We start from the raw sequence: 12,449 nt of genomic DNA on the forward strand, positions 1-12,449 counted from the left end.
CGGCGGGAGTAGCGGACCGATTCTGTCCGCTGGGCGTGGCAGGGTGACTCATGGAAGAAGGTCTGCCCGCAGCGCGACCTCCGAGACCCACTACGAACGGAGCAACCCGATGAGCCGCCACATCCAGGTCACCTTCGACGCCCACGACCCGCGGGCGCTGTCGCGCTTCTGGTGCGAGGCGCTGGGCTACGTGCTCCCCGGCCCGCCCGGAGTCGACCTGCCCGAGGGCGCCGACCCGCTGGCCGCATGGGACGACTTCCTCGCGCGGATCGGCGTACCGGAGGAGGAGCGCAACACGAGATCGGCCATCGAGGACCCGGACGGGCACGGCCCACGGCTGTTCTTCCAGCAGGTGCCGGAGGACAAGGTCGCCAAGAACCGCGTCCACCTCGACGTCCGTGCGGCCCCCGGGCTGCAGGGAGAGGAGCGGATGGCGGCGCTGGAGGCCGAGTGCGACCGGCTCCTCGCGCTGGGGGCGACGCGGGTACGTCGCTCCGAGCCCGCTCCCCCACTGGACGCCGGCTTCATCGTGATGGCCGACCCCGAGGGCAACGAGTTCTGCCTGGACTGAGGCGGCTCACCTGTGACGTCGCGGCTGGTGCGGCGACCTGCCGCGCTCGTCAGCTGATGGCGGGGCTACGGCGTTCCAGCAGGACGACGTCCCGCCAACGGTCGTGATGGCGACCGACGCGCTCGCGAACGCCGATGACGCGGAACCCGGCACGCTCGTGCAGGGTCAGGCTGGCGGTGTTCTCCGGAAAGACACCGGACTGGATCGTCCAGATGCCGGCGGCTTCGGTCGAGGCGATCAGCGTGTCCAGCAGCAGTCGGGCGATCCCGCGCCCGTGGGCGGCCGGATCGACGTAGGCGGAGTGCTCGACGACGCCGGCGTAGACCGCGCGGGTCGAGGTCGGCGAGACGGCGATCCAACCGACGACGCCGCTCTCGCCGCTGACGGCCACGAACCGGTGCGCGGTCAGGCGCGTGGCGTCGAACGCCGACCAGGTCGGCGCGGTGACCTCGAAGCTGGCGTTGCCGGCGTCGAGCCCGGCCTGGTAGATCGCCAGGACCCGCTCGGCGTCACCGGCAGCCATGGGACGCACGGAGATGTCAGCCATCAGCAGCTCAGCCCTGGCCGGGTTCGCCGGTCTGCTCCCACATCGACTTCATCTCGCCGAACGCCTGCTCCATGATCTGGACCATCGCGGCGCGGGCACGGTCGCCGTCGCGGCGCTGGATCGCCTGCGCCACGTCGGCGTGCAGTTGGAGAGCCTGCTCGTGAGGGTAGTGCGGCATCAGGTCGTAGTGGTGGCGGCCGGTGAGCACCTCCGCCACCAGGTCCTGCAGCCTGACGAACATCTCGTTACCCGAGGCGGCCAGCACCCGACGGTGGAACTCGATGTCGAGGTGGAGGAAGCGCTCCTCGTCCCCGGCCTTCCCGGCGGCCCACATCTTGGCCGCCAACCCGACGAGGTCGCTCGCCTCGTCGTGGTCGACCCGGCGAGCGGCCAGCCAGGCGGCGTGCGGCTCGACGGCCGTCCGTAGCTCGGTGATCGAGCGCATCTGTGCCATCCGGCCGTCCGAGGCCAGTCGCCAGCGGATCACCTGCGGGTCGAAGACGTTCCAGTCGCGTGTCGGCCGGATCAGCACCCCGACCCGGCGGCGGGTCTCGATGAACCCCATGGCGGCGAGCACCCGCAGGACCTCGCGGACAACCGAGCGGGACACGCCGTACCGGTCGACCAGCTCGTCGATGTTGAGGACGGAGCCCGGCGTCAGCTGGCCTCCGCAGATGGCGGTGCCGAGGTGGTCGAGAACTTGTGCGTGCAGCCCGGCCTCGGCAGGGGCCTTCTTCTGGACGGCTGCAACCCCTGATGAGGACCGGTCCACGCGTTGCAGCATATCAGTTGGAGATCACCCCTTGAATAAATCCGCTTTATCGGCCTAGCATCCGGACGTTAAGCGGACGTTAACAGCGAGGTCGTGCTCTACCCCCGAAGCGGCGACCACGACAGAAGGAGAGATGGACGTGCGGCGTCGATCGATATTTGGAACTTCTCTGGCCGTGGTTGCCGCCATGGGCCTGTCAGCGTGCGGCGGCGGCGGGGACGACAGCGCCTCGTCGAAGACCGTGCGGGTGACCCTGGCCAACCACGTGTGGACGGAGAACATCAAGCAGGCCCTGCCCGAGTTCGAGAAGCAGTCCGGCCTGAAGGTCGAGATCACGCAGCTCGGCGAGGACCAGCTCTCCGACCAGTACAACGTCAAGCTGAACGCCGGCTCCAGCGACATCGACGTGATGATGTACCGCCCCCTGCAGGAGGGGAAGCTGTTCGCCAAGAACAAGTACCTCGCCGACCTGTCCGACAAGGTGAAGTCCAACAAGGACTGGGACTTCAGCGACTTCCAGGCCGGCCCGGTGGACGCCACCTCGTACGAGGACAAGGCGGTCGGCGTCCCGATCATCACCGAGCAGGAGGTCCTCTACTACCGCAAGGACCTGCTGGGCAAGGCCGGTCTGACCGCCGCACCGAAGACCCTCGACGAGCTCAAGGCGGCCGCGGCCAAGATCAAGGCCGCCGACCCGAGCATCGCGGGCTTCGTGGCGCGTACCGGCAAGTCGCCGGCGGTCACCCAGTTCTCCAGCTTCCTCTACAGCTTCGGCGGTGACTTCGTCGACAGCAGCGGCAAGGCCACCGTCAACAGCGAGCAGGCCAAGCAGGCGTACGCCTACTACGGCGGGCTCCTGAAGGACCACGGCCCGGCGAACGTCAGCACCGACATGAGCTGGCCCGAGGCGATGGCCATCTTCACCCAGGGCAAGGCGGCGTTCTACACCGAGGCCAACTCGCTCTACAAGAACGCCACCGACCCGGCCAAGTCGAAGGTCTCCGACACCGTCGGCTTCGCGCCCTTCCCGGCCGGCCCCGCCGGTTCGAAGCCCTACAACATCCCCTCGTGGGCGCTGGGCATCAACGACAACTCCGAGAACCAGAGCAACGCCTGGAAGTTCGTCGAGTGGGCGACCAGCAAGGAGCAGACGCTCGCGCAGCAGAAGTCCGGCGTGCCGGGCGCGCGTACCTCGGTCTGGGCCAACCCGGAGGGCACCGCCACGTACCCGAAGGACCTCGTCGAGGCCATCGCGGCCAGCACGAAGGACGGCGTGGGTCACGACCGCCCGCTGGTCAACAAGGTCGCCCAGGCCCGGGAGATCGTCGGCCAGCCGATCGTCGACGCCATCGCGGGCAAGGACGCCGCGGCGGCGGCCGACTCCGCCAACGAGGCGTTCCAGCAGTTCCTGGACGACGAGGCCAAGTAAGCCTGGCGCGGGGGTGGCGGGGCCGTCCGGCTCCGCCACCCCCGCCGGGCCCGCCCACCCCGGAGATCTCATGGCAGCAGTGACCACCCCCACCAGACCGCCCCGCCGAGCATCGGAGACGCCGGACACGCCGGCGTGGGCCCGCTGGGCCAACGACCATCGCAAGTGGCTCTTCGCGACGCCGGCCATGGTCTTCGTCGCCGCGCTGATCGTCTTTCCGCTGGCCTGGACCGGATACCTCAGCCTCACCGACGCCGAGGGCTCGGTTCGGGCGGAGTCCGAGTTCGTGGGCTTCCAGAACTACGTCGAAGTGCTCTCGGACACCGACCGGTTCTGGCCCGCCGTCGGCCGGACCGCCGCGTTCACCGTCGTCGCGTTGCTGTTCGAGGTCGTCCTCGGCATGGCGGTCGCGCTGCTGCTGTGGCGACCGTTCCGGGGTCAGAAATGGGTCCGGGTCGCCATCCTGATGCCGCTGGTCGCCACCCCGGTCGCGGTCGGCATGATGTGGCGGCTCATCTTCGACCCGAACATCGGCATGGCGAACCAGGTACTCGGCTGGGTCGGCATCGGACCCCAACCGTGGCTGGCCGGCCAGCACTCGGCGCTGCCCACGACGATCTTCATTGACGTCTGGCAGTGGACCCCGATGGTGGTGCTGATCCTGCTCGCCGGCCTGACCTCGCTGTCCGACGAGCCCCAGGAGGCGGCGCGTATCGACGGCGCCAGCACCTGGCAGCGGTTCCGGCACGTCACCCTGCCGCTGGTGATGCCGACCGTGATCGTCGCGATCCTGCTGCGCGGCATCGACGCGCTGAAGACCTTCGACATCCTCTACGCCACGAAGGGCCGCGGCGGCGGCTCCTTCCACGAGGTCGAGACGCTCAACGTGTACGCCTACGGACTGAGCTTCGACTACAACGAGTACGGCATCTCATCGACGGTCCTCATCGTCTTCTTCCTGATCATCATCGGGTCGATGTGGGCTCTGACCTCGCGTAGGAAGGAGGCGAAGCGATGAAGTCCAGCCTCGCCTACCGGGTGTTCCGCGTGGTGGCGCTCACCGTCGTGGTGATCGCGCTGCTCGCGCCGCTGCTCTGGATGGTCGCCGCCTCGTTCAAGACGAACGTCGACATCTACGACACGGGCAAGGCGTTCGCCTTCTCGCCCACCCTGACGAACTACGCGAACGTCCTGGAGCAGGCCAACTACGTCGAGTTCATCGTCAACAGCCTCTGGGTGGCCTTCGCGGCCACCGTGCTCTCCATCGTCCTGGGCGTGCCCGCGGCGTACTCCATGAGCCGCTTCAACATGAGGAAGTCCGCGCTCGTCGTGCTGATGGCGCGGGTCATCCCCGGCGTCTCCCTGCTGGTGCCCTGGTACTACGTCTTCTCGAACCTGAAGATGGTCGGCGGCTTCAGCGTGCTCATCCTGAGCCACATGTTCGTGTCGCTGCCGCTGGTGGTCTACATCATGATGGGCTACTTCGACAGCCTGCCCATCGAACTCGAGGAGGCGGCGCTCGTCGACGGGCTGACCCACATCGGCGCGTTCCGCCGGATCACGCTGCCGCTGTCGATACCGGGCGTGGCCACCGCCGGCATCCTGTCCTTCATCTTCTCCTGGAACAACTTCATGTTCGCCCTGGTGCTCTCCGGCGCCGACACCAAGACCCTGCCGGTCGCGATCTTCGACTTCGTCGGCTACGCCAGCATCGACTGGGGCGGACTCATGGCCGCGGCCAGCGTCGTCACCCTGCCGATCATGCTGATCGCCCTGTTCGTGCAGAAGTACGTCGTCTCCGGCCTCACCGCCGGCGCGACGAAGGGCTGAGGACACCGTGACGACAATCGCTCGGGTCGAGACCTTCCTGGTCGCCCCCCGCTGGCTCTTCGTCCGCGTCGAGACCGAATCAGGGATCGTCGGCTGGGGCGAGGCGACCTGCGAGGGCCGCTCGGAAACCGTCCGCACCGCCGTGGAGCAGCTCAGCGAGCTGCTGATCGGCCGGGACGCGCTGCGGATCGAGGACCACTGGCAGACCATGACGAAGGGCTCCTTCTACCGGGGCGGCCCGATCCTGGCCAGCGCGGTGTCCGGCCTGGACCAGGCGCTGTGGGACATCGCCGGCAAGCGGTACGGGGCGCCGGTGCACCAGCTGCTCGGCGGCCCGGTCCGGGACCGGATCCGGGTCTACGGCTGGGTCGGCGGCGACGAGCCCAGCGAGGTCCGCGACCACATCGCGGCGCAGGTGGAGGCCGGACTGACCGCGGTCAAGATGAACGCCTCGGGGCGGATGAGCCCGATCGCGTCCGTCGCCGAGCTGGACGGGGTGGTCCAGCGGGTCGCCGCCGCCCGGGAGGTGCTGGGCGACGAGCGTGACGTCGCCGTCGACTTCCACGGCCGGTTCACCCTCGCCAACGCCCGCCGCGTCGCCCCGCTGCTCGAGCCGTACCGCCCGCTCTTCCTCGAGGAGCCGGTCGTACCGGAGAACTCCCACCTCATCGGCGACTTCGTGCGGTCCACGACCACGCCCGTGTCGACCGGGGAGCGGCTCTACAGCCGGCAGGAGTTCCTGCCCGTCTTCCAGGCCGGCATCGCGGTCGCCCAGCCGGACCTCTCGCACGCCGGCGGGATCTCCGAGGTACGCCGGATCGCCGCGCTCGCCGAGGTCTACGACGTGCAGCTCGCCCCGCACTGCCCGCTCGGGCCGATCGCCCTCGCGGCGTGCCTGCAGATCGGCTTCGCCACACCCAACTACCTGATTCAGGAACAGAGCATCGGCATCCACTACAACCTCGGGGCCGAGGTCCTCGACTACGTCGTGGAGACCACCCCGCTGCTCTTCGTCGACGGGCACATCGAGCGGCTCACCGCGCCCGGGCTCGGCATCGAGGTCGACGAGCAGGCGGTACGCGCGGCGGACAAGCGCGGGCACGTGTGGCGCAGCCCCACCTTCCGGCACCCCGACGGCTCCTACGCGGAATGGTGAGCATGACCCTGGACCTGACCGGTGAACTCGCCGCGGCCCGCCTTCTGGGGATCATCCGCGGCACCGACACGGCCGCCTCGATCGCCACCGGCGTGGCGCTGCTCCAGGAGGGCGTACGCATCGTCGAGGTGGCCCTCACGACACCCGGAGCGTTACGCGTCATCGAGGCCATCCGGGCGGCCGCGCCGGTCGGCGCGCTGGTCGGCGCGGGAACGGTGCTGACCGCCGCCGACGTCGCCGACGTGGCCGCCGCCGGAGCGCACTTCGTCGTCACCCCGGCCGTCGTCGACTCGATCCCCGAGGCCGTTCGCCGCGGTCTGCCGGTCGCCGCCGGGGCGCTCACCCCGACCGAGGCGTACACCGCGGTCCGGATGGGGGCGGCGGCGGTGAAGCTCTTCCCCGCCTCGCTCGGCGGCCCGGCGTACCTCAGGGCGCTACGCGACCCGTTCCCGGAACTTCCCCTCCTCGCGGTCGGCGGGGTGGGTCTGGCCGAGATGCCCGCCTACCTCGACGCCGGGGCCATCGCCGTCGGCGTCGGCGGCCCGCTGGTGGGCGACGCCGCGTCCGGCGGCGACCTCGACGCGCTGCGCGCCCGGGCGCGCGGCTACCTGACGGCGGCGACCCACCGGCCGGTCCCATGACCGCGGTCGACCTGCTCACCTTCGGCGAGTCACTGGTGTCGCTGCGGGCGGCCGGACCGCTCGCGGTCGGTGGCGCCCTGACCATGCACCTGGCCGGCGCGGAGTCGAACGTCGCGATCGGCCTGGCCCGGCTCGGCCACCGGGCCGCCTGGGTCGGTCGGGTCAGCGACGACGAGCTGGGCGAGTACGTGCTGCGGCAACTGCGCGCCGAAGGCGTACGCGTCGACGGCGTGACCACCGACCCCACCCGGCCCGCCGGGCTGATGTTCCTGGAACGGCGCACCGCCGACGTGACCCGGGTGCGGTACCACCGGTCCGGCTCGGCCGGGTCCGCCCTGAGCATCGAGGACGTGCGCGCGCCGATCGCCGAGGGCGCCCGGGTGCTGCATCTGAGCGGGATCACCCCGGCGCTGTCCGACAGCGCCCGCGAGGCCACCACCTGGGCGGCCGAGGCGGCCACCCGGTCCGGGACGCTGGTCTGCCTCGACGTCAACTACCGGGCCCGGCTCTGGACCCGGGAAGCGGCCCGCACGGCGCTCACCCCGCTGGCCGCGTACGCCTCACTGGTCATCGCCTCCGCCGACGAGCTGGACCTCGTCGACGAGCCCGGGGCGGACGAGCCCAGCGTCGTCGCGCGCCTACTGGCGCGCGGCGTGCGGACCGTCCTGGTCAAGCTCGGCGCCGACGGCGCCCGGGCCCACACCCGCCAGGGCGTCCGGCACGTCGCGGCGGTGCCGGTGACCGCGGTCGACACGGTGGGCGCCGGTGACGCGTTCAGCGCCGGCTACCTCTCCGGGCACCTCGACGGGCTCGACCTCGACGGCCGCCTGCGTCGGGCGGTGACCGTGGGCGCCTTCGCCGTCGCCGCTCACGGTGACTGGGAGGGCCTGCCGCGCCGCGCCGAACTGTCCCTTCTCGACGAACACGAGACTGGAAGCACCATCCGGTAAACCCGCCCAGCGCGGCACCTGAGAAAGGCACCCCGTGAAGATTGTCGCAGCGGACGTCATCGTCTCCAGCCCGGACCGCAACTTCGTCACCCTGAAGATCACCACCGACGACGGGGTCACCGGACTGGGCGACGGCACCCTCAACGGGCGGGAACTATCGGTCGCCTCGTACCTGCGCGACCACGTCGTCCCGCTGCTGATCGGGCGGGACCCGCACCGCATCGAGGACACCTGGCAGTTCCTTTACCGCTCCGCGTACTGGCGGCGGGGCCCGGTGACCATGGCGGCGATCGCGGCCGTGGACGTCGCACTCTGGGACATCAAGGCCAAGGCCGCCGGCATGCCGCTCTACCAGCTGCTGGGCGGCGCGTCGCGGACCGGCATCATGGCGTACGGCCACGCCTCGGGGCGGGACGTCCCGGAGCTGTTCGACTCGATCCGCCACCATCTCGAACTCGGCTTCCGATCGATCCGGGTCCAGACGTCCGTCCCGGGCATCAACGCCGTCTACGGGGTCGCCGCGCAGCCCAGCGCCGACGGCACGCGGTACGACTACGAGCCGGCGCAGCGCACGCCACTGCCGGCCGAGGAGGACTGGGACACCCGCTCCTACATGCGTCACCTGCCCGGCGTCTTCGAGGCGGTACGCAACGAGTTCGGACCCGAGCTTCCGCTGCTGCACGACGGTCACCACCGGATGACCCCGATCCAGGCCGCCCGGCTCGGCAAGGACCTGGAGCCGTACGACCTGTTCTGGCTCGAGGACTGCACTCCCGCCGAGAACCAGGAGGCCCTGCGCCTGGTCCGCCACCACACGACAACGCCGCTCGCGATCGGCGAGGTCTTCAACACCGTGTGGGACTACCAGACGCTCATCCGCGAACAGTTGATCGACTACGTCCGGTCCGCCGTCACCCACACCGGGGGCATCACGGCGATGCGCAAGCTGCTCGACTTCGCCGCGCAGTACCAGATCAAGTCCGGCATCCACGGCCCGACCGACATCTCGCCGGTCGGCATGGCCGCCGCCCTGCACCTCGACCTGGCCATCCACAACTTCGGCATCCAGGAGTACATGCGGCACGGCGCCCTGACCGACGAGGTCTTCCGGCAGTCCTTCACGTTCGCCGACGGCTACCTCCACCCCGGCGAGCAGCCGGGTCTGGGCGTCGAACTCGACGAGGAGGCCGCCGAGCGGTTCCCGTACGTGCCGGCCTACCTGCCGTTCAACCGGCTCAAGGACGGGACCGTCCATGACTGGTGAGCAGGGTGCCGCCGCCGGGCCCGGCCGCCGACAGCCACCCCGGCACGTCGTCGTGATGGGCGTGTCCGGTGCCGGCAAGACGACCGTGGCGAGGGGAATCAGCGACGTCGCCGGGCTGACCTTCGCCGAGGCCGACGAGTTCCACTCCGCGGCCAACGTGGCGAGGATGAGTGCCGGGGTACCCCTCGACGACGAAGCCCGCTGGCCCTGGCTGCGCGCCCTCGCCGACTGGATGGCCACCCGTGACGCCGAGGGCGTGTCGACGGTGCTGGCCTGCTCGGCGTTGAAGCGGTCCTACCGTGACGTGCTCCGGCAGGGACCGCCGAGCGTGGACTTCGTCCACCTGGACGGGACCGCGGAGGTGATCCGGGAGCGGATGGCCCGACGCGCCGGGCACTACATGCCGGCGAGCCTCCTGGACTCTCAACTGGCCATACTGGAGCGGTTCGAACCCGGCGAGCCGCCGGGCCTGGTGCTCGACGTCGCGCTGTCTCCGGAGCAGCTCGTGTCGGCCGTGGTGGACCGTCTCGGACTGCCCACCGGAGCCGCCGCCGTCGGCGGATAGCCCCTCGCCCACCATGCCGCCGTCACCCCGACCTCGGTCAGGGTGACGGCGGTGGTCTGGACCCGTTTGACTGGCCCAATCCCCATTGCCTGACTAAAGTCAGCTATATGACGCTCGATCTCGTCGCCGCGGTGCGGCGCTTCAACCGGACGGTGACCCAGCGCGTTGGCGCGCTCGACGACGAGTACATGGCCTCCGGACGCCCTCTCGCGCAGGCGCGACTGCTGTGGGAGATCGGTCCGGACGGCGCCGAGGTCGCGGCGCTACGGGCCCGACTCGGCCTGGACTCGGGCTACCTCAGCCGGCTGCTGCGCACCCTGGAAGGCGACGGGCTGGTCACGGTCGGGCCGGCCGAACCGGTCGGCGGTGACGCGCGGGTCCGGGTGGCCACGCTCACCGAAGCCGGGCGGGCGGAGTGGACCGCCCTCGACGCGCGCTCCGACCAGCTCGCCTGGTCGATCCTCGAACCGCTGTCAGGGCAACGACGCGAGCAGCTCGTCGCGGCGATGACCCAGGTCGAGCGGCTGCTCATCGCGTCGATGGTGGTCGTCGAGCCCTGCCCGCCCAGCGATCCGCGCGCCCGGGCATGCCTGCGCGCCTACGCCCGGGACGTCGCCCGGCGCTTCGACGACGGGTTCGACCCGGCACTGAGCAAGCCTGTCCACGACGAGGAACTCGTCCCGCCCGCCGGCGTGTTCCTGCTGGCCACGCTGAACTCCGAGCCGGTCGGCTGCGGCGCGGTCAAACTGCACCCCGACGCACCTGCCGAGATCAAGCGGGTCTGGGTGGCGGACACCGTGCGCGGTCTCGGCATGGGCCGGCGGATACTGAGCGACCTGGAGCGGTACGCGGCCGAGCGAGGCTGGACCAGCATGCGGCTGGACACGAACCGGAACCTCACCGAGGCGATCGCCATGTACCACTCGTCCGGGTACCGGGAGATCGAGCCGTACAACAGCGAGCACTTCGCTCACCACTGGTTCGAGAAGCAGCTCGACCCGGCCGGGCGCTGGGGCGGCGCGTGAGAGTGGTCCGATGTGCGGGCCTGGCGCGGGCCGGCTTCAGTCGCGCCCTGCACCGCGATCGGGCGCGCTCATGTCCCCCGTCCCGGGCGTGCCACCGGCGAGCCCGTAGCGCAGGTACACAGTGCCCTTCGGACTGGCCACCGGCGGTTCGAGAAGTGTGAGGTTCGCGGGCACCGCGCCACCGTCGAACACCTTCTTGCCGACGCCGAGCACGATCGGGTGCACCCAGAGGTCCAGACGGTCGAAGAGCTTCTCGCGCAGGAGGGTCTGCACCAGGTTCAGGCTCCCGACGACCTTCACGTGTTCGTGCCGGTCACGGATCTCGCGTACCGCGTCGGCCAGATCGGGGCCGAGCTGCGTGGACCCGGCCCAGGAGAGGTCGGGCCTGCCGCGGGAGGCCACATACTTCGGGACGCGGTTGAAGAGTGTGGCGATCTCGTTGTCCTCGCCGCCCTCCTGGTGCGGCCAGTAGGCGGCGAAGATGTCATACGTCCGCCGGCCGACCAGGAGGGCGTCCGTGCCCTCGTACGCGGCGAACACCTGCGCCCCGGCGACCTCGTCCAGCAGGGGCGCCTGCCAGCCGCCGAACGGGAACCCCACCGGGTCCTCGTCGGGGCCGCCGGGCGCCTGCCCGACGAGGTCGAGGGTCGCGAACAGTTCGATGTGGAGGAGGCCCATGCCGTACTCCTGATGGGTTGATCGTCTCGGTCGGGAGGTAGACCTGTGGGCGCCGGCAGACTCATCGCCGCGACGGCACCCCGTTTCGTACCCGCCGACCCACCCGGCCGGAACGTCGCACCGGCCCTCCCCCGCGCACCGTACAACACTGAACGCGTCCAAACTGGTGGCTGCCCACGTCCGGTGTCACCGCAGAGATCCTTCGGGTCGAGCCGTCCCCGATAGACCCGGTCGACGGCGCGGCCACGCACCCCGACGATCCTGCCGCCGGCGACCGCGATGTCCATCGCGTCTCCGTTGGAGTGCAACACCGACGCCGACTGGACCCACCGATCGACGTCCGCCTCGGTGCGGTCACCGTCGAGGAACCGGTCCACCCGGACCGGCCACTCCTGCCCCGGCCCGTACGGGGTTCGCGCACCCCACGGATCGGCGATCCGATCAACCATCACGCGCTCCTCTCGTCGAGGACATGTCGGACACCGCCCACACCGGCATGGGCCGACCCGACACCCGACCGTACGACCAGTCCACAGCGGTGACCAGGACCACCGCGCCGGCCGCGATGAGCAACTGCGTCGGGGTACGCAGCAGGCCCAGACTCACGATCAGCGTCGTCGCGCCCGCCGGGGGATGCGACGCCTTCAGCAGCACCAGCACCAGCATGGTCACGGCCAGCGACCCTGCCGCCGCGACGACCCGCAGCCCGTCGACCCCCTCCTGAAGCGCCGAGGGGTCATCGGACAGTCCGCAGACGACAAGGAACACGTACCCGGCCAGCAGGGCCACCCCGTGCCCGATGAAGGTGCTGCGGGGCGACGACTGGGGCGCGTCCGGCTTCTCCACGTGCAGCATCACCGCCGGCCCGAGACTGGGAAACAACCACGGCTGATGGGTGAGGACCGCGACCGCGCCGGCAACGACGACCGCCAGCGCGCTGCCCGCGAAGGCGTGCACCGACCGCCGCAGCTGCCTCATCAGCCTCCCCTCCGCCTCTGATCGTCACACTTCTCCCGTCCTG

At 70.5% G+C, this 12,449-nt stretch carries 14 protein-coding genes; 10 read left to right on the forward strand and 4 right to left on the reverse strand.

Features of this window, described 5'->3' with window-relative positions; translation table 11 throughout:
* Positions 1-109 precede the first annotated feature (109 nt).
* Positions 110-571, forward strand: a complete 462-nt coding sequence (locus ACWD6N_RS16680; protein ID WP_387327477.1) for a VOC family protein — start codon at positions 110-112, stop codon at positions 569-571.
* Positions 572-620: 49 nt separating this feature from the next.
* Here the strand turns inward: ACWD6N_RS16680 and ACWD6N_RS16685 are convergent, their stop codons facing one another.
* Together ACWD6N_RS16685 and ACWD6N_RS16690 are read right to left on the reverse strand one after the other, a co-directional pair.
* A complete protein-coding gene (locus ACWD6N_RS16685; RefSeq protein WP_450004968.1) occupies positions 621-1,118 on the reverse strand; it encodes an N-acetyltransferase family protein in 498 nt (165 codons plus the stop codon).
* 7 nt (positions 1,119-1,125) lie between these two features.
* The gene (locus ACWD6N_RS16690; protein ID WP_354965711.1) at positions 1,126-1,890 is read right to left on the reverse strand and encodes a FadR/GntR family transcriptional regulator; all 765 of its coding nucleotides are present in this window, start codon (positions 1,888-1,890) and stop codon (positions 1,126-1,128) included.
* A 187-nt stretch (positions 1,891-2,077) separates the two neighbouring features.
* On the opposite strand from ACWD6N_RS16690, the gene ACWD6N_RS16695 reads away from it, so the two are divergent.
* The 9 genes from ACWD6N_RS16695 to ACWD6N_RS16735 all read left to right on the forward strand — a co-directional run bounded on the left by ACWD6N_RS16695 (position 2,078) and on the right by ACWD6N_RS16735 (position 10,750).
* Entirely contained in the window at positions 2,078-3,319 is a 1,242-nt protein-coding gene (locus tag ACWD6N_RS16695) for an ABC transporter substrate-binding protein (RefSeq protein ID WP_387327483.1), read from the forward strand.
* 70 nt (positions 3,320-3,389) lie between these two features.
* Positions 3,390-4,337, forward strand: a complete 948-nt coding sequence (locus tag ACWD6N_RS16700; RefSeq protein ID WP_387327486.1) for a carbohydrate ABC transporter permease — start codon at positions 3,390-3,392, stop codon at positions 4,335-4,337.
* Entirely contained in the window at positions 4,334-5,149 is an 816-nt protein-coding gene (locus ACWD6N_RS16705; protein WP_450004969.1) for a carbohydrate ABC transporter permease, read from the forward strand. The genes ACWD6N_RS16700 and ACWD6N_RS16705 overlap by 4 nt, the downstream gene beginning before the upstream one ends.
* Positions 5,150-5,156: 7 nt before the next feature.
* Complete coding sequence (gene dgoD, locus ACWD6N_RS16710) at positions 5,157-6,305, forward strand: galactonate dehydratase (RefSeq protein ID WP_354965714.1); 1,149 nt, start codon at positions 5,157-5,159, stop codon at positions 6,303-6,305.
* A 2-nt stretch (positions 6,306-6,307) separates the two neighbouring features.
* Complete coding sequence (locus ACWD6N_RS16715) at positions 6,308-6,946, forward strand: bifunctional 4-hydroxy-2-oxoglutarate aldolase/2-dehydro-3-deoxy-phosphogluconate aldolase (RefSeq protein ID WP_387327492.1); 639 nt, start codon at positions 6,308-6,310, stop codon at positions 6,944-6,946.
* Positions 6,943-7,896, forward strand: a complete 954-nt coding sequence (locus ACWD6N_RS16720; RefSeq protein ID WP_450004970.1) for a sugar kinase — start codon at positions 6,943-6,945, stop codon at positions 7,894-7,896. The genes ACWD6N_RS16715 and ACWD6N_RS16720 overlap by 4 nt, the downstream gene beginning before the upstream one ends.
* 34 nt (positions 7,897-7,930) lie before the next feature.
* Complete coding sequence (manD, locus tag ACWD6N_RS16725; RefSeq protein WP_387327499.1) at positions 7,931-9,160, forward strand: D-mannonate dehydratase ManD; 1,230 nt, start codon at positions 7,931-7,933, stop codon at positions 9,158-9,160.
* Positions 9,150-9,725: a gluconokinase gene (locus tag ACWD6N_RS16730; protein ID WP_387327502.1), complete on the forward strand. Its 576-nt coding sequence runs from the start codon at positions 9,150-9,152 to the stop codon at positions 9,723-9,725. The genes manD and ACWD6N_RS16730 overlap by 11 nt, the downstream gene beginning before the upstream one ends.
* Positions 9,726-9,832: 107 nt before the next feature.
* A complete protein-coding gene (locus ACWD6N_RS16735; protein WP_450004971.1) occupies positions 9,833-10,750 on the forward strand; it encodes a GNAT family N-acetyltransferase in 918 nt (305 codons plus the stop codon).
* 36 nt (positions 10,751-10,786) lie between these two features.
* Here ACWD6N_RS16735 and ACWD6N_RS16740 read toward each other — a convergent pair whose 3' ends face one another.
* Positions 10,787-11,428, reverse strand: a complete 642-nt coding sequence (locus tag ACWD6N_RS16740; protein WP_387327508.1) for a dihydrofolate reductase family protein — start codon at positions 11,426-11,428, stop codon at positions 10,787-10,789.
* Between the two features lie 441 nt (positions 11,429-11,869).
* Entirely contained in the window at positions 11,870-12,406 is a 537-nt protein-coding gene (locus tag ACWD6N_RS16745) for an HPP family protein (RefSeq protein ID WP_354965721.1), read from the reverse strand.
* Positions 12,407-12,449 lie beyond the last annotated feature (43 nt).

The sequence above is a fragment of the Micromonospora sp. NPDC005163 genome (genome assembly GCF_053599835.1).